Origin of the sequence: Bradyrhizobium sp. 134, from assembly GCF_023074155.1 — a bacterium.
Taxonomy (GTDB): Bacteria; Pseudomonadota; Alphaproteobacteria; order Rhizobiales; family Xanthobacteraceae; genus Bradyrhizobium.
This window is the reverse complement of sequence record NZ_JADPKX010000086.1, coordinates 301,672-325,789: the sequence shown is the minus strand read 5'-3', so window position 1 is coordinate 325,789 and position 24,118 is coordinate 301,672. Positions and strand designations below refer to the sequence as shown.

Below are 24,118 nucleotides of genomic sequence, written 5' to 3'. Positions count from 1 at the left end.
ACATGTTTTCACACGTCATGATCGGCACCAACGACCTCGACAAGGCCAAGGGCTTTTACGACAATTTGCTGTCCACGCTCGAGGTGCGGCCGGCGCGCGTCGACGGCCATCGCATCTTCTACATCACCAAGACCGGCGTGTTCTCGGTCACAAAGCCGATCAACGGCGAAGCGGCGACGTCTGCGAATGGCGGCACCATCGGCTTTGCCGCCAACTCGCCGGAGCAGGTCAATGCATGGCATACGGCCGGCATCGCTGCCGGCGGCATTCCCTGCGAAGATCCTCCCGGCATCCGCCAAGGCCCCGGCGTCAATCTCTATATCGCGTATTTGCGCGACCTGGATGGCAACAGAATCTGCGCGATGCATCGGATGGCGAACTGAGCCAGCCGCAAGCACCACTGTCATGCCCCGGCTTGACCGGGGCATCCAGTACGCCGCGGCTTCTTCATGAATCACCGACGTCACGGAGTACTGGATCGTACGATCAAGTCGGGCGATGACAGCGAGAATGCAGCCCCGTTCAAACAACATTTCAAACGCCCGCGATATTCCATCGCATGGCATGGCTCGCGTTGAAAAATGCGCGCTCGCACTTTGGCGACGCTGCGACTATTCTCGCGTCCAACACGATCTCAGCGCCCCCGGTAGGAACAATGACAAAACACACCTATATTCCCCGCACCACCAACTACACCCTCAATCCCGGCGACGAGCTCAATGACCTCAGGATGTCGGACCAGGTCCGGCCGCTCTATGATCACGTCAGGAAGTTCATCCGCGACACCGTCGAGCCGATGTCGATCGAGTTCGCCAAGGCCGGCGAAGGCAAGCAAGACCGCTGGAGCTTCACGCCGAAGCAGCTCGAGGTGCTGGAGAAGGCCAAGAACAAGGCCAAGCAGGAAGGCCTCTGGAACTTCTTCCTGCCCGACGACGAGACCGGCCAGGGCCTGAAGAATCTCGACTACGCCTATATCGCCTCCGAGCTCGGCAAGAGCCCGCTGGCCTCGGAGAGCATGAACTGCTCGGCGCCTGATACCGGCAACATGGAGGTGCTGGAGCGCGTCGGCACCAAGGAGCAGAAGGAGAAGTGGCTGAAGCCGCTGATGAACGGCGAGATCCGCTCGGCCTATGTCATGACCGAGCCGAACGTCGCCTCCTCCGATGCCAAGAACATCTCGACGAGTGCAAAGCTCGTCGGCGACGAATGGGTCATCAACGGCGAGAAGTATTACATTTCCGGCGTCGGCGATCCCCGCTGCAAGATCCTCATCGTGATGGTGAAGACCAATCCGGATGCGGCGCCGAGCAAGCAGCAGTCGCAGATCCTGGTGCCGCGTGACACGCCCGGCGTCGAGGTGCTCGGCCCCATGTACGTGTTCGGCCAGGACCACGCGCCGCGCGGCCATATGCATATGCGCTTCAACAATGTGCGCGTGCCCAAGGAGAACATTCTGCTCGGCGAAGGCCGCGGCTTCGAGATCTCGCAGCTTCGGCTGGGCCCGGGCCGCATCCATCACTGCATGCGCACCATCGGCAAGGCGGAGAAGGCGCTCGATTTGATGGTGCAGCGTGGCCTCACCCGCGAAGCCTTTGGCAAGAAGATCGCCCATCTCGGCGGCAATATGCAGATCATCGCGCAGGCGCGCTGCGAGATCGAGGCGATGCGGCTGATGGTGCTGAAGGCCGCCAAGGCCATGGACGTGCTCGGCAACAAGGAGGCCCGCGTCTGGGTCTCCATGGTCAAGGCCATGGTGCCGGAGCGAGCTTGCAAGATCATCGACCAGTCGATCCAGATGCACGGCGCCACCGGCATCTCGCACTGGACCCCGCTCGCCGAAATGTACCAGGATGTCCGCCATCTGCGCTTCGCGGATGGTCCGGACGAGGTGCACTGGATGGTGGTGGGACGCCACGAGTTGAGCATGGCGTGAGCGCTACCTCTTCCCGCTCGGGAAGAGCCGTAGGGTGGGCAAAGGTGCGCTCTTCGCGCGCCGTGCCCACCATCGTATCGCAAGAAGTGGTGGGCACGGTTCGCTTTGCCCACCCTACGACATCTGCGAATCGCTTCACGCAGGCTTCGCTGCCTCGATCTTGTCCTGCGTCTTGGTCTCGAAATCGCCGGCATCATGCCGCTCGTGGAGCTGGCTGGCGGGATCGCCGGAGACGCGGTTGACCATGCGGCCGCGCTTGACGGCCGGGCGCTTGGCGATCTGGTCGGTCCAGCGCTGCACGTGCTTGTAGTCCTGCACCGAGAGGAATTCGCCGGCGCCATAGACCAGCCCCTTGGCGAGCGCGCCGTACCAGGGCCATACCGCCATGTCGGCGATGGTGTATTCGCTGCCGGCGAGATATTCGTTGTCGGCGAGCCGGCGGTCGAGCACGTCGAGCTGGCGCTTGGTCTCCATTGCGAAACGGTCGATGGCATATTCGATCTTTGTCGGCGCGTAGGCGTAGAAATGGCCGAAGCCACCGCCGAGATAGGGCGCGCTGCCCATCTGCCAGAACAGCCACGACATCGCCTCGGTGCGGCTCTTGATGTCCTTCGGCAGGAACGCGCCGAACTTTTCCGCGAGGTAGAACAGGATCGAGCCGGACTCGAACACCCGGATCGGCTCCGGGCCGGAGCGGTCCATCAGCGCCGGGATCTTGGAATTCGGATTGATGTCGACAAAGCCGCTGCCGAACTGGTCGCCGTTGCCGATCTTGATGAGCCAGGCGTCGTACTCCGCGCCCTTGTGGCCGAGCGCCAGAAGCTCCTCCAGCATGACCGTGACCTTCACCCCGTTCGGCGTCGCCAGCGAATAGAGCTGGAAGGGATGCTTGCCGACCGGCAGCTCCTTGTCATGGGTGGGACCGGCAATGGGACGGTTGATGCTGGCGAATTGTCCGCCGTTTTCCTTGTTCCAGGTCCAGACTTTCGGCGGCACGTAGGCGGGGGCGTCGGTCATGAGAGGGCTCCGGCGAAAAAGATGCGCCTGCATTAATTAGCCCACGGACGGCCGATGGCAAGCCCTGCCGGCCCTGCGTCCGGCGCGGGCCTCGAGGCCGCGTCATGCATCCGACGTTGCCGAGGACGGGCATCACGAGAATCCGCATCTGTCGAGCCGGGCGTACGGCTTCGCGCAATACGGCGTGTGCACGCAAGATGCGCTGCCAAATCCGGATTGGCATTGCGCAAGACGATGGTCTAGCGTCGGAGCCTTCGCTCAAGATTGCAATGACAGCAACGCGAGGCCGCCGGAGGGAACGATGAAATCGCCGATCTGCGACATGCTGGGCATCGATTTCCCCCTGCTCGCCTTCAGCCATTGCCGCGATGTCGTCGCCGCCGTCAGCCGCGCCGGCGGATTTGGCGTGTTAGGTGCGACCGTGCACACGCCGGATACGCTGGAGCGCGAGCTGAAATGGATCGACGATCACGTCGACGGCAAGCCCTACGGCATCGATGTGCTGATCCCCGAAAACATCTCGACTGCGGGCGAGAAGGACGTCACCTGGAAGAGCCTTGAAGCACGCGTGCCGCAGGCGCATCGCGACTACACGCGCGATCTCCTGAAGACATACGACATCGAACTCACGACCACCGAGGTCGCCGACAATCAGCCGCAGCCGTTCGATGGCAGGACCGCGTTGGAGCTGCTGGAGGTCTCGTTCAAGCACCCGATCCGCCTGATCGCCAATGCCTTGGGTGTGCCGCCGAAGGCGATGATCGAGATGGGCAGGAAACACGGCGTGCCGGTCGCGGCGCTGGTCGGCGCGAAGGAGCACGCGCTGCGCCAGGTCGCGGCCGGCGTCGATATCCTCGTGGTCCAGGGCACCGAGGCCGGCGGCCATTGCGGCGAGGTCTCGACCATGGTGCTGGTGCCGGAGGTGATCAAGGCGATCAAGAATATCCGCGACGTGCCGGTGCTGGCGGCCGGCGGCATCATGACCGGACGGCAGATGGCGGCCTGCATGGCGATGGGCGCGGCCGGCGCCTGGACCGGCTCGGTGTGGCTTGCCACCGTCGAGGCCGAGACCACGGAGATCTTTCGCGAGAAGATGATCGCGGCATCGTCGCGCGATGCGGTGCGCTCGAAGGGCCGCACCGGAAAGCCGGCGCGGCAGCTTCGTTCGGTCTGGACCGACGCCTGGGACCGCGCACCTGAGAGCCCCGGCGCATTGCCGATGCCGCTGCAAAGCATCGTCAGCCGCGACGCCTTCAACGCGATCGACCGCGCGGCGGCGGGCGGCAACGCGAAGGCCCGCGATCTCGTGAGTTACTTCGTCGGCCAGGGCGTCGGGCTGATCGACAGCGTGAAATCGGCCGGCGCGGTGGTGCAGGAGTTCAAGGAAGAGTTTGCCGAAGCCGTCGAGCACATGAATGCGCTGGTGGCGGAGTGATTGCCACATACCGTCATTGCGAGCGCAGCGAAGCAATCCAGACTACCATCGCGGAAAAACCTGGATTGCTTCGCTGCGCTCGCAATGACGAAACAACTGACACATCGTGAATTGAAGCATGACAGATAAGAAACATACCCCCGAAGACCGCATCCCCGTCATCGTCGGCGTCGGCGAGATTATCGACCGCCCCAAGGAGATCACCGATGGCCTCGAGCCGCTCGACCTGCTCGAACAGGCCTTGCTGCGCGCGGAAGCTGATGCCGGCGCAAGGCTGCTCGGCGAGGTGCAATCGCTCGACGTCGTCAACTTCCTGAGCTGGCGCTATCGCGATCCGGAGCAGCTGCTGGCGCAACGGCTCGGCATCACGCCTGCGCATTGCTATTACGGCCCGGTCGGCGGCGAGAGCCCGATTCGCTACATCCACGAGGCAGCAAAGCGCATTGCGCGCGGTGAATGCAGCGTTGCCGCGGTGTGCGGCGCGGAGGCACAGTCGACGGCGACCAAGGCGGAGCGCGCGGGCGCGAAGCTGCCATGGACGCCGTTCGCCCATGACGTCGAGGAGCCGAAACGCGGCGCAGCGTTCCAGAAACCGCTGGCCGTGAAGCTCGGCGTGTTCCGGCCCGTGACCGTCTATCCGTTCTATGAAGCGTCATCATCCGCCCATTGGGGCCAGACACCGCGCGAGGCGATGGCAGAGTCGGGCGTGCTGTGGTCGCGCTATTCGGATGCCGCCGCGCAAAATCCCAACGCCTGGCTGAAGCGGCGTTATGCGCCCGACGAAATCACGACGCCGACGGCAGACAACCGCCTGATCGCCTGGCCCTACAACAAGCTGATGGTTGCCAACCCGAGCGTCAACATGGGCGGCGCGCTGCTGCTCACCAGCCTCACCAAGGCGCGTGCGGCAGGCATCGCCGAGGACAAGCTGGTCTATCCACTCGGCGGCGCCTCGGCGGAAGAACCGCGCGACTATCTCCTCCGCGACCAGTTTTACGAGAGCCATCCGCAGAACGCCGTCTTGAAGGCTGCGATGGATCTCGCCGGCGGCGACGGCAAGAAATTCGATGCGATAGAGCTCTATAGCTGCTTCCCGTGCGTGCCCAAGATGGCGCGGCGGACGCTGGGCCTGGGTGCGGACGTGAAGCCGACCGTAACAGGCGGCCTCACCTTCTTCGGTGCGCCGCTCAACACCTACATGACGCATGCGGCCTGCGCGATGGTGCGGCGTGTGCGCGACGGCGCAAAGCTCGGCCTGCTCTACGGCCAGGGGGGCTTCGTCACCAAGCATCATGCGCTGGTGGTATCGAAGGCGGCGCCGCGTGAAACATTGGCACAGGAAACGAGCGTGCAGGCGGAGGCCGATCGCAACAAGCGCGCGGTGCCGGAGTTCGTCACGGATGTCTCAGGCAAGGCCAAGGTGGAGAGCTTTACGGTGCTCTACGGTCGGAGCGGCGATGTCGAGCATGGCGTGGTGATGCTGCGGACCGAAGATGACAGGCGCACACTGGCGCGAATTCCCGCGAGCGATGCGGCGACGCTGGGGCATCTGCTCGACTTGAACAGGACGCCGGTGGGTTCGCTGGGCGAGATCGCGATGGCTGCGGATGGCGTGCCGGAGTGGCGGGTGGCGTAGCTCTCGTAGGGTGGGCAAAGGCGCTCTTGAGCCGTGCCCACCAATCTTTTTAGGACCGCAGAGAGATGGTGGGCACGCTTCGCTTTGCCCACCCTACGAAATCGAAGCTACCCCTTCGGAGCCTGCTTCTCCGACGCGGTCGCCGGCTTGCCCTTGGCGCCGGCGCCGGTGACGCGGACCTGGTCGCCGTCGGAAAGGCCGTCCGGTGGTGCCGTGATGACGCGGTCGTCCGCTGCAATTCCCGAGGCGAGCTCGATTTCCTTGCCAAGATCGCGCGCGATGGTCACCGGCTTGAACAGCACCTTGTCGTCCGGACCGACGGTTGCGACGCGCAGGCCGCTGCCGTTGAAGATCAGCGCGCTGGCGGGAATGCTGAGCGGCGCGGTGTCGCGCTGCAGGCTGAGCTTCACGCTGGCGTAGCCGCCGGGCATCAGCTCGCCTGAGGAATTATCGAGACCGAGCTGCATGCGTGTCGTGCCGGAGGCGACGTCAACCGCCTGTGAGGAAGCCTCCACCGTCGCCTGGAAGGTCCGGTTCGGATACTCCGGCAGCACGATGGCGGCCTTGGCGCCGATCTTGATCGCGGGCACGTAGTTCTGGGGCACGTTGATATAGACGCGCAGCTTGGTGATGTCGGAGACCACGAACATCGCCGGGCCCGAGCCGCCGCCTGAATTGATCAGCGCACCGACGTCAGTGTCTCGCGCCGTGACAACACCGTCAAACGGAGCGGTGATCTTCTTGTAACCGGCCAGCGCTTCGAGGCGCTCGACATTGGCCTGGCCCGAGCGAACCGCCGCGTTCTTGTTGGAGAGATCGGCGGTACGCTCGTCGATCTCCTGCGCGGAGACGAAATTGGAGGCGACCAGCGTCTTGCGGCGGTTGAGGGTGGCTTCCGACAGCCTGGCGCTGGACTGCTGGCTGGCGAGGTCGGCGCGGGCCTGAAGCAGTTGCTGGTCGAGGTCGGGCGCCTCGATCTCGGCGATCACCTGACCGGCCTTCACCCGCGCACCGATATCGGCGCTCCAGCTTTTGAGATAGCCGGGAACGCGGGCAAAGATCGGCGCGCGATAATAGGCCTCGAGACGGCCCGGCAAGTCGATGGTCGCATTGAGAGCCTTGGCGTTGGGCAGCGTCACCGCGACGCTGGGAACGGCCTGGTCATCGGTCCATGCCTTCAGCCTGGAGCCCTGCTCCTCGCGGGCACGGATGCCGGTGCCCACGACCAGGCCCGCTGCGATCAGCGCCACCACGCCGAAAATGCCCAGTTTCCGGTACGACACCGGGGAGCGGGATTCAGTGGGCGACATGCGGGGTCTCCAGGGAGGCGGCGGCTTTGGCGCCTTGCTTCTTGTGTACCATGCTGAACACCACGGGAACAAACATCAACGTGGCGAAGGTTGCAAAGATCAGGCCGCCGATCACGGCGCGGCCGAGCGGCGCATTCTGCTCGCCGCCCTCGCCGAGCCCCAAGGCCATCGGCGCCATGCCGATGATCATGGCGAGCGCGGTCATCAACACCGGGCGGAACCGGACGAAGCCGGCTTCCAGCGCCGCGGCGATGGGATCGCCGAGCTCTTCGTAGCGCTCGCGCGCGAACGAGATCACGAGCACGCTGTTGGCGGTGGCAACGCCCATGCACATGATGGCGCCGGTCAGCGCCGGCACCGACAGCGTCGTCTCGGTGGCGAACAGCATCCAGACGATGCCGGCGAGCGCGGCAGGCAGCGCGGTGATGATCACGAACGGATCGGACCAGGACTGGAAGTTCACGACGATCAGGAAATAGATCAGGACGACCGCCCCGAGCAGGCCGAACAACAAGCCGGTGAAGGCGCTGTTCATGGTCTGCACCTGGCCGAGCAGCACCACGGAAGAGCCTTTCGGCACCTCCTTGGCGGTGTCGGCGATCACTTGGCGGATGTCGGTCGCGACCGCACCGAGATCGCGGCCCGAGGTCGTGGCGAAAATCTGCACCATCGACTGGATGTCGTATTGCGAGACCACCGCGCTCGAGGTCGAGCGCTTGATGTCTGCGATGCCGCCGAGGATCGGCGACTGCGAATTGCCGGCCGCCGTGATCGGCAACGTCTGAAGCGCGCTGAGCGAATTCATCTGGTATTGCGGCGTCTGCATCACGATCGAATAGGACACGCCGTTATCCGGATTGAGATAGTAGGTCGGCGCCACCTGCGATGAGCCGGCAAGGTTGACGACGAGACTGTTGGTGACGTCGCGCTCGGTCAGGCCGACATATTGCGCGCGGGTGCGGTCGACATCGATGTTGAAGGTCGGATTGTTCGGCGACTGCTGGATGCGCGCATCGGCGACGCCGGGAATCCTGCGGACCTTGGCCAGCAGATTGTTGGCATACGCGAAGTTAGCGCTGAGATTGGCGCCGCGGATCTGCAGATCGATCGGCGCCGGCGCGCCGAAGTTCAGGATCTGGCTGACGATGTCGGCCGGCAGGAAGGCGAAGCTGACGCCGGGGAACAGCCGCGGCAGTTGCTCACGCAGCACGCGCACATGCTCCTCGGTCGGCTTGTGGCCTTCCTTTAGCTTGATCTGGATGTCGCCATCCTGCGGGCCGATCACGCCGGTGTTGTTGTAGGTCATGTTGATGCCGGAGATCGGCATGCCGATGTTGTCGGTCAGCGTTTCGATCTCGCCCGGGATCAGCTTGCGGATCGCCTTCTGCACGTCGGCGAGCTGGTTCGCGGTCTCCTCGACGCGGGTGCCGACCTGGGTGCGGACGTGCATCAGGATGTTGCCGGCATCGACCGCGGGGAAGAAGTTGCGCCCGAGGAACGGCACCAGCGCGAAGGACGCGCCGACCACGCAGAGGAAGCCGATCACGAACACCGGACGGTGCGCCAGCGCGAGCCCGAGGAAATTGTGGTAGCCGCCGCGAATGCGCTCGAAGCGGGCCTCGAAACCGCGCTGGAACCACACCAGGGGATTGCGCGACTTCGGCGGGCCGTCCTCGTGCTGGACATGTGCCTGCAACAGATAGTTCGCCATGGTCGGCACCAGCGTACGCGACAGCAGGAACGACCAGATCATCGCGAACATCACCGCTTCCGCCATCGGCACGAACAGGAAGCGCGCCACGCCGGTGAGGAAGAACATCGGCACGAACACGATGCAGATGCAGAGCAGCGAGACGAAGGCCGGCGTCACGATCTGGTTGGCGCCGTCGAGGATCGACTGCTCGACCGGCTTGCCCTGCTCCAGATGATAATTGATGTTCTCGATCGTGACGGTGGCGTCGTCGACGAGGATGCCGACCGCGAGAGCCAGGCCGCCGAGCGTCATGATGTTCAGCGTCTCGCCGATAGCCGACAGCATGATGATGGCGCCGAGCACGGAGAGCGGGATCGAGACCGCGATGATGACGGTCGAGCGCCAGCTGCCGAGGAACAGCAGGATCATGATGCTGGTGAGCAGCGCCGCGATCACGCCTTCGAACGCGACGCCTTCGATGGCGCCGCGGACGAACACCGACTGATCACCGATGAAGCCGATCTTGAGCGCGTCCGGCAGCTGATCCTTGACGTCGATCACCTTCTGCTTGATGCCCGCGATGATGTCGAGCGTCGAGGTCGCGCCCGCCTTCAGCACCATCATGAGCACCGAGCGGTTGCCGTCGACGTGGACGATGTTGGTCTGCGGCGGGTTGCCGTCGCGCACGGTCGCGACGTCGCGCACATAGACCATCGCGCCATTGACGGTCTTGATCGGCAGATTGCCGAGCTCGTCGATCTTCAGCGGCGAGTTGTTGAGCTGAATGATGTATTCGAACTGCCCGATCTTCTGGGTGCCGACCGGCGTGATCAGGTTCTGGGCGGCGAGCGCGTTGGCGAGGTCCTGGCCGGACAGGCCCCTCGCCTGGAGCGCGGTCGGGTCGAGGTCGATCTGGACCTGGCGCTGCTTGCCGCCAAACGGGTACGGGATAGCTGCGCCAGGCACGGTGACCAGCGGCGTTCGCAGCTGGTTGATGCCGATATCGGCGAGGTTCTGCTCGGTCAGCCCGTCGCCCGACAGCGCCACCTGGACGATCGGCACGGTGGAGGCGGAGTAGTTCAGGATCAGAGGCGGCGTCGCGCCCGGCGGCATCTGCTTGATCAGCGTCTGCGAGATCGCGGTGACCTGCGCATTGGCGGTGCGAATGTCGACGTTCGGCTGGAAGAATATCTTGATGATGCCAAAGCCGTTATAGGAATTGGCGGTGATGTGCTCGATGTCGTTGACCGTCGTCGTCAGCGCGCGCTGGAACGGCGTGGTGATGCGGCCCGACATCTGGTCGGGCGGCAGGCCGGTGTATTGCCAGACCACGCCGATCACGGGAATGCGGATGTCCGGAAAGATGTCGGTCGGCGTCCGCAGCGCCGCCAGCGGTCCGATGATCAGAAGCAGGAGCGCGAGCACGACAAACGTGTAGGGCCGGCTCAGGGCAATACGGACCAGAGCAATCATTCGCCGGAAAATTCCAGGTCAAGCGAGGATACGGAATCCGCCCCCACGGGGATCCCTCCCTCCCTTTACCCGAGCACCGCCGGAAACGCCAATTTCCGGCATTCACTTCCGTGCTACCGCACTGCGGAACGCGCACTGCGGCCATGCGGCGGCCTCATGCGGCGCGGACCGAGTCCAGGAACTTGCCGACTTCGAGCTTGAGGCGGCTCGAATCGCGAGACAGCATCTGCGCCGCCGACAACACTTGCGAGGACGCCGACCCGGTTTCGGAAGCACCGTGCTGCACCTCGCCGACATTGGCTGACACCTGCTGGGTGCCTTGGGCAGCCTGCTGCACGTTGCGAGCGATCTCCTGGGTGGCCGCGCCCTGCTCCTCCACCGCCGCCGCGATCGCCGAAGAGATTTCCGACAGGCGGGCGATCGTGCCGCTGATCTCGCCGATGGCACCAACCGATTCCTGCGTCGCCGTCTGGATGCCGCCGATCTGCTGGCCGATTTCGCCGGTGGCCTTGGCCGTCTGCTCGGCGAGCGCCTTCACCTCCGAGGCAACGACCGCAAAGCCGCGGCCGGCCTCGCCGGCACGAGCCGCCTCGATCGTCGCATTCAGCGCCAGCAGATTTGTCTGGCCTGCAATGGCGTTGATGAGCTCGACGACGTCGCCGATCCGGGACGCCGCCCGCGACAATTCGCTGACGCGTTCGGTGGTGGATTGCGCCTGGCTGACGGCCTCCCCTGCGATCCGGGCGGATTCCTGCACCTGCCGGCTGATCTCACGCACCGAGGAGGACATCTCTTCGGCGGCGGACGCCACTGAATGGACGTTGGTGGAGGCTTCTTCCGAGGCGGACGCGACCACCGTCGCCAATTCCTGCGCCCGACCGGCGGTCGAGGTCAGCGTCGAGGCCGACGCCTCGAGCTCGGTCGCAGCCGACGATACGGTCTCGACGATTTCGCCGACCGCGGCCTCGAAGCCGTCGGCAAGCTTTGTCATGTCGGCCTTGCGCTGTCCCTCGGCGCGGCGCTGCACCGCCTGCACCTCGTCGCGGCTGAAGCGGATGATCGTCTGCACCGTCTGCAGATTGCGCAGCGACTCGCCGATCTCGTCGTCACGCTCGATCAGGATGCGGTTGTCCAGCTTGTCCTGGACGAGGTTGACCAAGGTGTCGTTGAGCTGCTGCATTGGCCCCTGGACGGCGCGCATGGTCGTAAGGCCGGCAAAGCCGAGGACGGCAGCGCCGGCGACGGCCAGCAGCGCCAGGCTCAGGCTGGTCGTACCGCCGGTCGAGAGCGCTCCGCCGATGCCAAGTCCGAGCACGAACAGCAACTGGAGCGCCATCGTGGTGGCCAGGCGCGCCTTCAGCGTCCTGGTGAAGACCGCAAAATGGTCGAGCAGCGAGCGGCGGCGGATGATGCCGGCGTCAACGCGATAACCATGCGGCTTCTTCTCGCGGATCGCCGCGTAGACCTCTTCGGCCAGCTTGCGCTGGTCGGCTGGCAGTTTGGTGCGGATCGACGTAAAGCCCGTGACCTGGCCGTTCTCGCGAATCGGCGACGCCGTCGCCAGCACCCAGTAGAAATCGCCGTTCTTGCGGCGGTTCTTCACCGCGCCGAGCCACGGCTTGCCGGCCTTCAGCGTGTCCAGAGATTGTCGAACGCCTCCGGCGGCATGTCCGGGTGACGGACGATGTTATGCGGCTGGCCCATCAGCTCCGCAGACGTGAAGCCGGCTGCTGCGAGAAAATCGTCGTTGAAGTAAGTGAGCTTGCCCTTGAGGTCGGTCCGGGAGACGATCAGCGTCTCGTCGCTGACGGGATATTCGACATCGGTGACGGGTAAATTCTTGCGCATGTGAGCCCCAGAAGTTGGATGAAATAAGCGGCTATTCCAATCAGGGCTGCAACCGGCGGTCCTTGAGACCATTCTCGTAAGCCGAATTTAACTATCAATGAAGGAGACCACCCGCCCACTTCCGCGGAACCCCCATGATGGTACCTGCTACCGACATCGGGCTACCGGCGCTCGAAAAAAAAGAGCGGCGCTTGCGGCGCCGCTCTTTCGTCAATGGATGTTGACGCGGGGGTTTACGCCGCGCGCCTCGGTCGTTACGCCGCGCGGACGTTGGTCAGGAACTTGCTGACTTCGGTCTTGAGCCGGTTCGAGTCGTTCGACAGCATCTGCGCCGCCGACAGCACCTGCGAGGAGGCCGTGCCGGTCTCGGTCGCGCCGCGCTGCACGTCGGTGATGTTGGAGGAGACCTGCTGGGTGCCCTGCGCCGCCTGCTGGACGTTGCGGGCGATCTCCTGGGTCGCCGCGCCCTGCTCTTCCACGGCCGCCGCGATCGCCGACGAGATCTCCGACAGACGCTCGATGGTCGACGAGATCTCCTTGATGGCGCCGACCGAGTCGTTGGTCGCCGCCTGGATGCCGGAAATCTGCTGGCCGATCTCACCGGTCGCCTTCGCGGTCTGCTCGGCGAGGGCCTTCACCTCGGAGGCGACGACCGCAAAGCCGCGGCCGGCTTCGCCGGCGCGTGCTTCGATGGTCGCGTTCAGCGCCAGAAGGTTGGTCTGGCCGGCGATGGTGTTGATGAGCTCGACGACGTCGCCGATGCGCGAGGCTGCCTTGGAGAGCTCGCTGACGCGTTCGGTGGTGGTGCGCGCCTGGCCGACGGCGTCGCCCGCCATCCGCGCAGATTCCTGCACCTGACGGCCGATCTCACCGACCGATGACGCCATCTCCTCGGTGGCCGAGGCCACCGACTGCACGTTGGTCGAGGCCTCCTCCGACGCTCCGGCAACCGTGGTCGCCAGCCGCTGGGAGCGGTCGGCGGTCGAGGTCAGCGTCGAGGCGGAGGCCTCCAACTGGGTCGAGGCCGACGACACGGTCTGAACGATCTCGCCGATCATCGTTTCGAATTCGCGGGTGATGTTGTCGACGCGGCGGCCGCGCTCGATCTTGGCTTCGGCATCGGCGGCGGCAGCCTCGTCGGCGGCCTTCTTGGCGATCAGCGCTTCCTTGAAGATCTGGAGCACCTCGGCCATGGCACCGATCTCGGTCTTCTCACCGCGATGCGGCACTTCGGCGGAAAGCTCGCCCTTACCGAGTGCCTGCATCGGCTCGATGATCGAGTTGATACCGCTGGAGACGTCCCGGACGAGGTAGAAGCCGACGGCGATCCCGATGATCACGGCGGCGCCAAGAATGATCGAGACCAGCATGAAGGCGTAATTGTAGCTATCTGCGGCGTCCTGAGCTGCCTGGTCTCCACCCTTGGTGTTCAGCTCGACGTCCTTCCTCAGGACCTCGTCGGCCTGAAGCCCGATCTTGTTGACCGTCTTGGTGTTCAGCTCATGCGCCTCGTGCGGGACCTTGTTGGCGTCCTTGCGCGACAGCGCCATGACCTCCTGGGTGCCCTTCTTGTACTCCTCCCAGAGCTTCGACCATTCACCGTAGAGTGCCCGTTCTTCAGGCGAGGTGATCATGCCTTCATAAGTCTTGCGAAACTTGGCGTTGGCCTCGATCACGGTCGCGAGCGTCTTTTCCATCGCGAGCTTCTCGTCCAGCGTTTCCGACAGCATATGCTCCCGGATGACGTTGCGGTAAGTGATCACGCCGGCACGCAAATCGCCGAGCACGCGCACGCTGGGCATCCAGCTCGTGGTGATGTCGACGGTGTTGGCATTCATCGACCGCATCTTCATGACGGCGAGCAGGCCCATGCCGGCCATCGCGACCAGCAGGAACGCCACGACACTGATGATCTTGGCGCGGATGGAAATAGTGGCGAGCATATGGAGTCTCTTTGTGCTGGCGCGGCGGCGCGTCCGGAAGCTTTACGAATCAACCTAAGGGAGCAGCACCGACATCCAACACCAGAGCACCTGAGCGGACGTTAACGACGACTCCGTACGAGTACGGAAGCCTGAAACAAGTGAACACGACGCTAAAAATGCCCTGCGCTCAGCGCATGAGCCCAAGCGCGTCGGAGAAAAACTCCGGCCCGCCGAAGTTTCCGGACTTCAAAGCAAGCAACATGTCGCCTTTTTCAGCACCGACCGCGCGCAGCACGGGAACGCCCGCCGCGATCTCTGCTCCCACGAGAAATCCGGGAATCTTCAGCCGGTCGACCACGGCGCCGGATGTTTCCCCGCCGGCAACGACCAGGCGCTTGACGCCGGCCCGCACCAGACCCTCGGCAATGTCGGCCATCGCCTGCTCGATGGCGTGACCGGCCGCGTCGCGGCCATGGCGCGCCTGGAGCGCGGCGACCTGATCCGGCGTCGAGCTCGATGCGATCAGGATCGGACCGTCCGCCAGTCGCGGCTTCGCCCAGGCCAGTGCGCGCTGCGCCTCGTCCTCGCCCGTGGAAATACGGTCCGGATCGAGATGCAGCACGGGCATGACACGCTCGGCAATGGCGATCTGCTGAAGCGTCGCCTGCGAGCAGCTTCCGGCCAGGCACGCCGCCGGTCCGCCGACCGCTGCCCCCGCCTCGCTGCTCGCCGCCGTCGATGTGACCTTGCCTGTAGACACCAGCGCCCGCGCCAGCCCAAGGCCCATGCCGGAGGCGCCGACCGACAACCGATGCTGGGCAGCGACGAGGCCGATGGTTTCGAGGTCGCGATCGAACACGGCGTCGATGATCGCCGCGCCAATGCCCTTGCCGGCGAGTTCGGACAGCCGCGCCCGCACGGCATCCGCGCCGCGCGTGACGGTGGCGAGGTCGACGAGGCCGATTTGCGTCTTGCTCTGGCGCGCCAGCACGCGCACCAGGTTGGAATCGTGCATCGGGTTGAGCGGATGGTCCTTCAGCGGGCTCTCGTTCAGCGGCACGGCGCCGACGAACAGATTGCCCTGGTAGACGGTGCGGCCGGTCTCCGGAAAGGCCGGCGTCACCAGCACGGCCGCCTCGCCGCCATCGGCGCGCAGCGCGTCCATCACCGGGCCGATATTGCCGGCATCGATGGAATCGAAGGTCGAGCAGATCTTGAACAGCACGTGGCTTGCGCCGCGGCCCCGCAGCCATGTCTCGGCCGCGCGCGAGCGCGACACGGCAAGGCCGGCCTCGATCGAACGGCTCTTCAAGGACACCACGACGGCGTCGACCTCGGGCAGCGCGAGATCGTCCGCGGGCACGCCGATGGTCTGCACGGTGCGCAGGCCGGCGCGCGTCAGCGTGTTGGCGAGGTCGGAGGCGCCGGTGTAGTCGTCGGCAATGCAGCCAAGGGATATTTTCGCTGCAACTGTCACGGCTTCACTCCCGCATAAGGCTTGAACCAGGCAAGGCCGTCGGTGGTCTTGCCGCGCGGATTATATTCGCAGCCGACGAAGCCGGCATAACCGAGCCGGTCGAGTTCGTCGAACAGGAACGGATAGTTCAGCTCCTCGCCATCAGGCTCGTTGCGCGAGGGGATGCTGGCGATCTGGATGTGGCCGATGACCGGCATCATCTCACGCAGCCGCATCGTGACGTCGCCATGGATGATCTGGCAGTGATAGATGTCGAACTGGAGTTTCAGGTTCGGAAGCCGCAGCTCCTGGATCAGGTCGCGCGCGAATCCGAAATCGTTGAGGAAATAGCCGGGCACGTTGCGTGCATTGATCGGCTCGAGCACGATGTCGATGCCGTGCGGCGCAAAGAACTCGGCGGCCCACGCCACCGATTTGTAGAACGCCTCGATCGCGACGCGCTCGCCACGGTTGGCGATGCCCGCCATCAAATGCAGCCGCTTGACGCCGGTCGCCTTGGCGTAGGGCAGCGCGGTCTCCAGGCTCGCCTTGAGCTCGGGGAATCGCGACGGGAGTGCCGCAAAGCCCTTCTCGCCGGCATTCCAATCGCCCGGCGGCAGGTTGAACAGCGCCTGAGTCAAGCCGTTGCGCTTGAGCCGCTCGCCGACCGCCTCGGCCGGATGCTCATAGGGAAAGAGAAACTCGACGGCGGTGAAGCCGGCTGCCGCAGCGGCATCGAAGCGGTCGAGGAACGGCACCTCGGTGAACATCATCGAGAGATTGGCGGCAAAACGGGGCATCGGAATCCTCTTATCCTTACTTGTCGCCGGGCAGCTTGACTCCGGTGACCTGCGCATACATCCGCGCCACCGACGCATCGTCGTCGCGGCCCATGCCGGCGGCGGCCGTCATCAAGAACATCTGGAGCGCTGCGGCGGAGACCGGAACCGGGAATCTGGCACTGCGTGCCATGTCCTGGATGATGCCGAGGTCCTTGACGAAGATCTCGACCGCACTGCGCGGCGTGTAATCGCCGTCGAGCACGTGCGGCATGCGGTTCTCGAACATCCAGGAGTTTCCGGCGGACGCCGTGATCACCTCATAGACCTTGCGGATATCGAGCCCCTGCTTGGCCGCGAACGCGATCGCCTCGCTGGCGGCGGCGATATGCACGCCGGCGAGCAACTGGTTGATCATCTTGAAGGCGGCGCCCTGGCCTGCGGCATCGCCAAGTTCGTAGAGCTTTGCGGCCATGGCATCGAGCGCGGGCCGCGCTTTCTCGAACGCAACCGGACTGCCGGAGGCGAGGATCGTCAGCTCGCCCTGCGCTGCGCGCAGCGCCCCGCCGGAGATCGGTGCATCCAGATAGTGCCGGCCGGTCGCCTCCAACTGCTTGGCGAGACGCCGCGCCACGTCGGGATCCATGGTCGCCGACGACAGGAAGACGCTGTCCTTGGCCATGGTTTCGGCGACGCAATCCTTGCCGAACAGGATCGTCTCGGTCTGCGCGGCATTGACAACGACGCTGACGACGATGTCGGCGCCCTTGGCAGCCTCAGCCGGCGTCTTGGCGCCCGCGCCGCCCTCCGTCACGAAACGAGCCACCGCATCAGCCGAGACGTCGCAGCCGGTGACGACATGACCGGCGCGCTTCAGCGAGGTCGCCATGCCAAACCCCATCGAGCCGAGCCCGATGACGGCGATGCGCTGATTCTGTGACGTGGAGGCGGACATGCAACTGATCCTTGCGACGTTTCCCGGAGGGCCACCCTTTGCGGCAGCTTGCCAACCGAATAACACGGCTTGGCCGCGCTGCCAAAGCGTGAGACAAACGGACATGACGGCCATGAGCAACGAGACATTGCTGCGCGAAGACATTTGCCGTTTCGGACGGTCCCTGTTCGAGCGTGGGCTGACGCCCGGGTCCTCCGGCAATATCAGCGTCAGGCTGGACGGCGGCGGCTGGCTGGTGACGCCCACCAATGCCTCGCTCGGCTTCCTCGATCCCGCAAAACTGTCGCGGCTGGACGATCAGGGCCGACTGGTTTCGGGCGATGCGCCAACCAAGGAAGTTCCGCTGCACAATGCGCTCTACACCACGCGCGGGAGCGCAAGGGCAATCGTGCATCTGCATTCCACCCATTCGGTCGCGCTGTCGATGCTGCCGGAGATCGACCCGCGCGCCGCGCTGCCGCCGATGACGGCCTATTATCTGATGAAATGCGGCGCCACCGCGCTCGTGCCCTATTACCGCCCCGGCGATCCCGCGGTCGCGGATGCGATCAGGGGGCTGGCGGGAAAATACTCATCGGTGCTGCTCGCCAATCACGGCCCGGTCGTCGCCGGCGATACGCTGGAAGCAGCGGTGTTCGCGACCGAGGAGTTGGAGGAGACGGCGAAGCTGTATCTGCTGCTGCGCGGGATGAACCCGCGGTATTTGTCGCCCGAGCAGGTGACGGATCTGGTGAAGGTGTTTGGGGTGGCGCTGCCGGAGCACGGGAACGAGGAATGAGCCTCGTCCAGCCGTGGGTGAACTAACACCGTCCTGCTCACCGCTGTCATTCCCCGCGAAGGCGGGGAATCCAGTACGCCGCGGCTTCTCGGCTCAATCACAACGGCCTCTGGAATACTGGATCGCCCGCCTTCGCGGGCGATGACGCCGAGTGTGTTGCGTGAGCGTGCCCAACACTTCGCGGCTACAGCCCCAAATACGCCTTGCGCACGTCGGGATTGCCCTTGATCTCGCTTGCCGCGCCCTGCATCAGCACGCGGCCGGTTTGCAGGATGTAGGCGCGGTCAGCGATTTCCAGGCACTCCGCCATGCGTTGCTCCACGATCAGCACGGTCATGCCGGCGTCGCGGATGCGCTTGACGGCCTGGAAGATCTCGTCGACCAGCTTCGGCATGATGCCCTGCGAGGGCTCGTCCAGCATCAACAGCCGCGGGCGCGTCATCAGCGCCCGGCCGATCGCGAGCATCTGCTGCTCGCCACCGCTTAGCGTCTCGGCGCGCTGCTCGAGGCGTTCGGAGAGGCGCGGAAAGAGCTGGAACACGAGATCGAGAGGGCTCTCGCGGTCGGCCTCGCCGCGGTAGAGATAGCTGCCGAGGCGCAGATTGTCGCGCACGGAGAGGCGCGGAAACAAGCGGCGGTTCTCCGGCACATAGGCGATGCCGGTGGCGGTGATGTGGTGCTGCGCCATGCCGTCGAGGCGCTTGCCGTCGAACGTCACCGTGCCCGAGCGCGGGCGCTCGGCGCCGGCGATGGATTTCAACAGCGTCGACTTGCCCGCGCCGTTGGCGCCGGCGACGCAGACGATCTCGCCCTTGGCGACTTCGATGCTGACCCCGGAGATCGCGACCAGGCCCTGATAGGCGGTCGTGACTTCACGCACCGACAGCATGACGATCTCCCAGATATGCGCTGATCACCTTGGGATCGCGAACGATTTCAGTGGGCTTGCCCTCGACCAGCACCTTGCCGAGGTCGAGCACGATGGCGCGATCGACCAGCGGCATCACGATCTCCATGACGTGCTCGACCATCAGCACGGTGATGCCGGCGTCACGCACCTTGCGCACCAGGGCGACGCCGGTCTGCGCCTCGGTCGGCGTAAGACCAGTGAGGACTTCGTCGAGCAGCAGCAATTTCGGTTCTGTTGCAAGCGCGCGCGCGACTTCAAGGCGGCGCTTTTCGGCCGGCACGAGGTCGCTCGCGAGCACGTTGGCGCGCGCGGCAAGGCCGGTAAATTCGAGCACCTCATGCGCCTTGCGGCGTGCCTCGCGCATTACGGTGTTGCGCACGAGAGCGCCGACGATGACGTTGTCGATAACGGTCATGGTCTCGAAGCTCTTGACGACCTGGAAGGTGCGACCGACGCCGCGCTGGCAGCGCTCGGCGGCTGGCATGCTGGTGACATCCTCGCCGTCGAACCAGATCGAGCCTTGCGTCGGCGGCAGCACGCCGGCGATGAGATTGAACAGCGTCGACTTGCCGGCTCCATTCGGGCCGATCAGGCCGACGATCTCGCCGCGGCCGACCGAGATCGAGACGTCGCTGTTGGCGACGAGGCCGCCGAAGCGCTGCCAGACGCCGCGGGTTTCAAGCAGCGGGGTCATCGCGTGGCTCCCTTCCGCTTCGCACGAGAGAACAGGCTCACCAGACCCTGTGGCAGGGCGAGCGAAATCAGCACGATCAGCGTGCCGTAGACGATGAGATCGACGCCGCGGCCGGAGCCGCCGATATAGGAGCGCGTCAGCTCCGTCATCGGGATCAGGATGGCCGCTCCTAACACGGGCCCCCAGAGGGTGCCGATGCCGCCGAGCACGGCCGGCAACGCCATCAGCAGCGAGAACTGGAAGCCCATGACGCTTTCAGGATCGATATAGGCGAGAAACTGCGCGTAGAAGGCGCCGCCGATCGCAACGAGGAAAGCGGAGACGGCAGCCGCGCCCATCTTGGAGTTGAACACGACGACGCCGAGGCTCTCGGCCGCTTCCGGATTGTCCTTCACCGCGCGCCACCAGAAGCCCCATTTGGAGTCCTCCAACCACCAGGTGACGAACCAGGCGAGGCTGCATAGCACCAATGCGAAATAGAAGTACGGCAGCTTGCTGCGCATGAACTGGAACTTCAGCCAGCTGTCGCCGCGCACCGGAATGGTGATTCCCATCGCGGCCCCCGCCCATTCCCAGTTCTGGAACAGCAGCAGCCCGATCTCGGCGATAACGATGGTCGCGATCACGAAGTAATGGCCGCGCAGGCGGAAGAAGGGATAGCCGAGCCCCATCGCGATCGCGGCCGCGACTGCGCCGCCGGCGAGCATGCCGAACCATGGCAGCACGCCGAATTTGGTGAACAGGAGCTCGGTGGTGTAGGCGCCGATGCCGAAATAGAGCGCGTGTCCCAGCGAGATCTGCCCGCAATAGCCGGAGAGAATGTTCCAGCTCTGCGACAGCGCCGCATACATCAAGGTCAGGATCAGGATGTTCTGGACGTAGACGTCCTTGATGAACAGCGGCGCGAGCGCCGCCAGGGCGGTCAACACCGCGGCGATTATGAGGTCGCGGCGGCGCCGCGCGGCAAAATCCTTGTCCATCACATCGATCCGAACAGGCCGCGCGGCCGGATGAAGACGACCAGCAGGTAGACGGCGTAAATGCCGACCGATTTCAGCGACGGCGGCAGCACCAGCGCGGTGGTGGCCTCGACGAGGCCGACGATGATCCCGCCGGCGAAAGCGCCGAACACGCTGCCGAAGCCGCCGAGCGCGACCGTGACGTAGGCGATCAGCGCAAAGGACGCGCCGACGTCGGGATAAATATAGAAGAAGCTTGCCATGATCGCTCCGGCCAGGCCGACCAGCGCGGCACCAAGCCCCCAGCCGAGTGCGAACACGCGATTCTTGTCGATGCCGACGAGGGCCACCGCGCCGGGATCTTCACGGGTCGCCTCCAGCGCGCGACCGAAATCGGTGCGATGGATGAAGAAGTAGAGGCCGGCAAAGGCCAGGATCGAAACCAGCGCACCCATGAGCTGCGGCTGCGGCAAGAAGACGCCGGCGATCGAGATCGTCTTGCCGCCGAGCCAGGACTGCGGAACGCTGCGATAGTCAGGCGTGAAGAAGAATTGCGCGAGGCCGCGCATCACGATGGCGAGGCCAAAGGTGGAGAAGATCTGCACCATGCCGGCATTGGCCTTGGCTCGCATGGCGAAGCGCACGATCAACAAATAGACGACCGCTCCGAATACGAACAGCGCGGCGGCTACCAGCGGCGCCGACAGCAAGGGGTCGATGGCGAAGAACGTGAACAGGAAGAAGCTCACATACATGGCGATCATCAGGAACTCGCCATGGGCGAAGTTCACGACGTCCATCAGGCCGAAGATCAGCGCGAGGCCGACGGCGATCAGTCCGTAGAGCAGACCCATGAGAAGGCCGCTCGCGAGACTTTGGATAATGGTTTGGGCTGTCAAAAGTCTGTCCCCCGAAATCCGTCCTCATCCTGAGGAGCGCGCACCGCGCGCGTCTCGAAGGATGGCCCAGCCCTCGTCCTTCGAGACGCGGGCTGCGCCCGCTCCTCAGGGTGAGGGCGGGAGCTACGATCTGTGCTCCCGCTCGCCGTGTCTTACTTCATCGGCCAGATCGCCTCGGCGATCGCGGCCTGCGGTGGGAAGATGGTCACGAACTTGCCGCCGACATATTGCAGCAGCACCGGGTCGGCGTCGTTGTTCTGGCCCATCTCGTCGAACTTGACGCGCTTCCAGGGCATGATGGTCTGCTCGCCCGGGATGTCGGTGGCGGCCAGCGCGTCGCGGATCTTCTCGCCGTCGGTCGACTTGGCGCGGCTGATGGCGTCGGCGAGGATGATCAGGCCCATGAACTGACGCGAGGTGAGATCGTTGAAATCCTTGCCCGACCGTGTCTTGAACATATCGTTGATCTTGCCGACCATCGGGCGCTTCTGCGCGAGATCGAGCGAGAAGGTGCCGCGCGAGATCACGCCTTCGAGCTTGTCGCCGACGGCGTCGTAGAGCGCCTTCTCGGAGAAGCCGGCGTCCTGCGCCACGATCGCGTTCGGCTTGTAACCGAGCTCGCCCATGGTCTTCACCAGCAGGATGCCATCGGTGGTGTAGCTCGAGGGCATCAGCACGTCGGCGTTCGCGCTCTTGAGTTGCTGCACCTCGGCCGAGAGCGAGGGTGAGTTGGCCCGATACTTGATGTCGGAGACGATCTTGTAGCCACGTTCGCCGGCGATCTTGGCCTGGGCATTACCGGAATCGGTGCCGAAGATGGTGTCCTCGTGGAACAGCGACAGCGTCTCGATCTTGGTGCCCTTCTTCTTCAACGCATCGAAGAAGTCGAACATGGCGGCCGAGTACATCTCGTCATGCGGCGCGGCGCGGAAGTAATATTTCAGGCCGCGACGGTGCAGGCTCGGCGAGGAGTTGTCGGCGGAGACGAACGGGATCTGATAGCGCTCGCAGATCTGGCTGACGGTGACGGCGACCGCGCTCTGATAGGTGCCGATGATGGCGGAGACCTTCTCCTGCGTGATCAGGCGCTCGGCCTCGGCGCGGCCCTTCTGCGGATCGGCCTGGTGGTCGGCGAAGACGAGGCGCACTTTTGCCCCGCCGAGACCCGGCAAGCCTTCGCCCTTCGCCAGCGGCAGGTCGAAATCGGTGTCCTTGTTGATGACCTCGAGCGCGGTCTCATAGGCCTTCTGCGCATCGACGCCCTGCTGCGCGCTGCCGCCGGAGAACGGATAGATCACGCCGATCACGACTTCCGAAGTCTGTGCGCGGGCGGCCAGCGGCACCAGCGCGGCCGTAGCGGTGGCTCCCAACAATACGTCGCGGCGAGTGATCGTCATGGCAAAGTCCCCTGTTACTGAATTTCGGCTGATCGAATGAAGCGATTGATGGATTCGGTAAAGCTCGAAGAAGCAGCAAACGCTGCCCACTAAATCACGGCCATGGTCCTGTTCTTGAGATCCGTCACCAGCATCAGGCCGGGCGAATGCGTGATCGCGAACGGCAGCTTGGCAGCGTTGATGACCGATTGCGGTGTCACGCCGCAGGCCCAGAACACCGGGATCTCGTCGTCGGCGACCGGTACCGGATCGCCGTAATCGGGCTTGGCGATGTCCTTGATACCGATCAGGTGCGGATGGCCGAGATGCACGGGCGCGCCGTGCACGGCCGGATAGCGCGAGGTGATCTGCACCGCGCGGATCGCATCCGCCGGCTTGAACGGACGCATCGACACCACCATGGGACCGGCGAAGGGACCGGACTCGCCGCAAGCGATGTTGGTGCGATACATCGGCACGCGCACATTGTGCTCGATGTGGCGGATCGGCATGCCCTCGTCGAGCAGCGCCTCTTCGAACGAGAACGAGCAGCCGAGCACGAAGGTCACGAGATCGTCGCGCCAATGCTTTGTCACATCGGTCGGCTCGTCCACGACCTCGCCGTCGCGCCAGACGCGGTAGCGCGGCACGTCGGTGCGGATGTCGAGATCGGCGCCCAGCGCCGGGATGTGCGGACTGCCCACATCGGACATGCCGATGATGGGGCACGGCTTGGGATTGAGCTGGCAGAAGCGGTGAAAGGCGCCGGCATATTCCGCCGGCAGGATCGCCAGATTGCCCTGGACGAAGCCGGGGGCAACGCCGGCGGTGGAGGCGACCAGCCCCTCGCGGTAGGCAAGCCGCGCCTTGCGGCTCGGGAGCGTGTCGGGCGTTTCAGTTTGCTGCATTGCCACCAAAACAGTCATGGGATCGATCTGCCTATAAACTCGACAAAGACAAGCCAACACCACGCGTGCTATAAAGTCTAATCTTCCTTTCTAATCAATATCGATAAATTTCATTTATCGGACTGGAAAATCGT

At 64.5% G+C, this 24,118-nt stretch carries 18 protein-coding genes and 1 pseudogene; 5 read left to right on the top strand and 14 right to left on the bottom strand.

All coding sequences use genetic code 11. The features are described 5' to 3' along the window. Positions 1-2 precede the first annotated feature (2 nt). Both IVA75_RS36395 and IVA75_RS36390 read left to right on the top strand, forming a co-directional pair. Complete coding sequence (locus IVA75_RS36395) at positions 3-383, top strand: VOC family protein (RefSeq protein ID WP_247288626.1); 381 nt, start codon at positions 3-5, stop codon at positions 381-383. Between the two features lie 272 nt (positions 384-655). Next, a complete protein-coding gene (locus IVA75_RS36390; protein WP_027568951.1) occupies positions 656-1,933 on the top strand; it encodes an acyl-CoA dehydrogenase family protein in 1,278 nt (425 codons plus the stop codon). Positions 1,934-2,068: 135 nt separating this feature from the next. On the opposite strand, the gene yghU is transcribed toward IVA75_RS36390, so the two are convergent. Then, positions 2,069-2,950 (bottom strand): glutathione-dependent disulfide-bond oxidoreductase, encoded by an 882-nt coding sequence (yghU, locus tag IVA75_RS36385; RefSeq protein WP_247288625.1) that lies wholly within the window; start codon positions 2,948-2,950, stop codon positions 2,069-2,071. Positions 2,951-3,251: 301 nt separating this feature from the next. Between yghU and IVA75_RS36380 the strand changes: the two genes are divergently transcribed. Both IVA75_RS36380 and IVA75_RS36375 read left to right on the top strand, forming a co-directional pair. Next, complete coding sequence (locus IVA75_RS36380) at positions 3,252-4,385, top strand: nitronate monooxygenase (RefSeq protein WP_247288624.1); 1,134 nt, start codon at positions 3,252-3,254, stop codon at positions 4,383-4,385. Positions 4,386-4,503: 118 nt separating this feature from the next. After that, entirely contained in the window at positions 4,504-6,021 is a 1,518-nt protein-coding gene (locus IVA75_RS36375; protein WP_247288623.1) for an acetyl-CoA acetyltransferase, read from the top strand. A 107-nt stretch (positions 6,022-6,128) separates the two neighbouring features. Here IVA75_RS36375 and IVA75_RS36370 read toward each other — a convergent pair whose 3' ends face one another. From IVA75_RS36370 to ltnD, 7 genes and pseudogenes are all read right to left on the bottom strand, one after another. Next, positions 6,129-7,331, bottom strand: coding sequence for an efflux RND transporter periplasmic adaptor subunit (locus tag IVA75_RS36370; RefSeq protein WP_247288622.1), 1,203 nt, complete (start codon positions 7,329-7,331; stop codon positions 6,129-6,131). Continuing rightward, the gene (locus tag IVA75_RS36365) at positions 7,318-10,497 is read right to left on the bottom strand and encodes an efflux RND transporter permease subunit (protein WP_247288620.1); all 3,180 of its coding nucleotides are present in this window, start codon (positions 10,495-10,497) and stop codon (positions 7,318-7,320) included. The genes IVA75_RS36370 and IVA75_RS36365 overlap by 14 nt, the downstream gene beginning before the upstream one ends. Positions 10,498-10,651: 154 nt before the next feature. Then, a pseudogene (locus IVA75_RS36360) lies at positions 10,652-12,345 on the bottom strand (methyl-accepting chemotaxis protein). A gap of 254 nt (positions 12,346-12,599) precedes the next feature. Continuing rightward, entirely contained in the window at positions 12,600-14,288 is a 1,689-nt protein-coding gene (locus IVA75_RS36355; protein WP_247288618.1) for a methyl-accepting chemotaxis protein, read from the bottom strand. Between the two features lie 169 nt (positions 14,289-14,457). Beyond that, complete coding sequence (gene otnK / locus IVA75_RS36350) at positions 14,458-15,747, bottom strand: 3-oxo-tetronate kinase (protein ID WP_247288616.1); 1,290 nt, start codon at positions 15,745-15,747, stop codon at positions 14,458-14,460. Then, a complete protein-coding gene (gene otnI, locus IVA75_RS36345; protein ID WP_027516788.1) occupies positions 15,744-16,526 on the bottom strand; it encodes a 2-oxo-tetronate isomerase in 783 nt (260 codons plus the stop codon). Before otnI ends, otnK begins: the two co-directional genes overlap by 4 nt. A gap of 16 nt (positions 16,527-16,542) precedes the next feature. Continuing rightward, positions 16,543-17,460 (bottom strand): L-threonate dehydrogenase, encoded by a 918-nt coding sequence (ltnD, locus tag IVA75_RS36340; RefSeq protein WP_247288615.1) that lies wholly within the window; start codon positions 17,458-17,460, stop codon positions 16,543-16,545. A gap of 103 nt (positions 17,461-17,563) precedes the next feature. On the opposite strand from ltnD, the gene IVA75_RS36335 reads away from it, so the two are divergent. Beyond that, positions 17,564-18,238 carry an aldolase gene (locus tag IVA75_RS36335; protein WP_247288613.1) on the top strand — a complete coding sequence of 225 codons (675 nt, stop codon included), beginning with the start codon at positions 17,564-17,566 and terminating at the stop codon, positions 18,236-18,238. A 184-nt stretch (positions 18,239-18,422) separates the two neighbouring features. Here IVA75_RS36335 and IVA75_RS36330 read toward each other — a convergent pair whose 3' ends face one another. The 6 genes from IVA75_RS36330 to IVA75_RS36305 form a co-directional block, all read right to left on the bottom strand. Then, the gene (locus IVA75_RS36330) at positions 18,423-19,127 is read right to left on the bottom strand and encodes an ABC transporter ATP-binding protein (protein WP_027568941.1); all 705 of its coding nucleotides are present in this window, start codon (positions 19,125-19,127) and stop codon (positions 18,423-18,425) included. Beyond that, positions 19,111-19,842: an ABC transporter ATP-binding protein gene (locus tag IVA75_RS36325; RefSeq protein WP_007593737.1), complete on the bottom strand. Its 732-nt coding sequence runs from the start codon at positions 19,840-19,842 to the stop codon at positions 19,111-19,113. Before IVA75_RS36325 ends, IVA75_RS36330 begins: the two co-directional genes overlap by 17 nt. After that, a complete protein-coding gene (locus IVA75_RS36320) occupies positions 19,839-20,822 on the bottom strand; it encodes a branched-chain amino acid ABC transporter permease (RefSeq protein ID WP_007593738.1) in 984 nt (327 codons plus the stop codon). Before IVA75_RS36320 ends, IVA75_RS36325 begins: the two co-directional genes overlap by 4 nt. Then, a complete protein-coding gene (locus IVA75_RS36315) occupies positions 20,822-21,700 on the bottom strand; it encodes a branched-chain amino acid ABC transporter permease (RefSeq protein ID WP_256465216.1) in 879 nt (292 codons plus the stop codon). The genes IVA75_RS36320 and IVA75_RS36315 overlap by 1 nt, the downstream gene beginning before the upstream one ends. A 152-nt stretch (positions 21,701-21,852) precedes the next feature. Continuing rightward, a complete protein-coding gene (locus IVA75_RS36310; RefSeq protein WP_027568940.1) occupies positions 21,853-23,097 on the bottom strand; it encodes an ABC transporter substrate-binding protein in 1,245 nt (414 codons plus the stop codon). 89 nt (positions 23,098-23,186) lie between these two features. Then, positions 23,187-24,002, bottom strand: a complete 816-nt coding sequence (locus IVA75_RS36305; protein ID WP_247288609.1) for a putative hydro-lyase — start codon at positions 24,000-24,002, stop codon at positions 23,187-23,189. Positions 24,003-24,118: the final 116 nt, after the last annotated feature.

What these genes read in the sequence shown, in the direction of transcription:
- IVA75_RS36395 (WP_247288626.1), top strand. Translation starts at nt 3, where the DNA reads ATGTTTTCACACGTCATGATCGGCACCAACGACCTCGACAAGGCCAAG.
- IVA75_RS36390 (WP_027568951.1), top strand. Translation starts at nt 656, where the DNA reads ATGACAAAACACACCTATATTCCCCGCACCACCAACTACACCCTCAAT.
- yghU (WP_247288625.1), bottom strand. Translation starts at nt 2,950, where the DNA reads ATGACCGACGCCCCCGCCTACGTGCCGCCGAAAGTCTGGACCTGGAAC.
- IVA75_RS36380 (WP_247288624.1), top strand. Translation starts at nt 3,252, where the DNA reads ATGAAATCGCCGATCTGCGACATGCTGGGCATCGATTTCCCCCTGCTC.
- IVA75_RS36375 (WP_247288623.1), top strand. Translation starts at nt 4,504, where the DNA reads ATGACAGATAAGAAACATACCCCCGAAGACCGCATCCCCGTCATCGTC.
- IVA75_RS36370 (WP_247288622.1), bottom strand. Translation starts at nt 7,331, where the DNA reads ATGTCGCCCACTGAATCCCGCTCCCCGGTGTCGTACCGGAAACTGGGC.
- IVA75_RS36365 (WP_247288620.1), bottom strand. Translation starts at nt 10,497, where the DNA reads ATGATTGCTCTGGTCCGTATTGCCCTGAGCCGGCCCTACACGTTTGTC.
- IVA75_RS36355 (WP_247288618.1), bottom strand. Translation starts at nt 14,288, where the DNA reads ATGCTCGCCACTATTTCCATCCGCGCCAAGATCATCAGTGTCGTGGCG.
- otnI (WP_027516788.1), bottom strand. Translation starts at nt 16,526, where the DNA reads ATGCCCCGTTTTGCCGCCAATCTCTCGATGATGTTCACCGAGGTGCCG.
- ltnD (WP_247288615.1), bottom strand. Translation starts at nt 17,460, where the DNA reads ATGTCCGCCTCCACGTCACAGAATCAGCGCATCGCCGTCATCGGGCTC.
- IVA75_RS36335 (WP_247288613.1), top strand. Translation starts at nt 17,564, where the DNA reads ATGACGGCCATGAGCAACGAGACATTGCTGCGCGAAGACATTTGCCGT.
- IVA75_RS36330 (WP_027568941.1), bottom strand. Translation starts at nt 19,127, where the DNA reads ATGCTGTCGGTGCGTGAAGTCACGACCGCCTATCAGGGCCTGGTCGCG.
- IVA75_RS36325 (WP_007593737.1), bottom strand. Translation starts at nt 19,842, where the DNA reads ATGACCCCGCTGCTTGAAACCCGCGGCGTCTGGCAGCGCTTCGGCGGC.
- IVA75_RS36320 (WP_007593738.1), bottom strand. Translation starts at nt 20,822, where the DNA reads ATGGACAAGGATTTTGCCGCGCGGCGCCGCCGCGACCTCATAATCGCC.
- IVA75_RS36310 (WP_027568940.1), bottom strand. Translation starts at nt 23,097, where the DNA reads ATGACGATCACTCGCCGCGACGTATTGTTGGGAGCCACCGCTACGGCC.
- IVA75_RS36305 (WP_247288609.1), bottom strand. Translation starts at nt 24,002, where the DNA reads ATGACTGTTTTGGTGGCAATGCAGCAAACTGAAACGCCCGACACGCTC.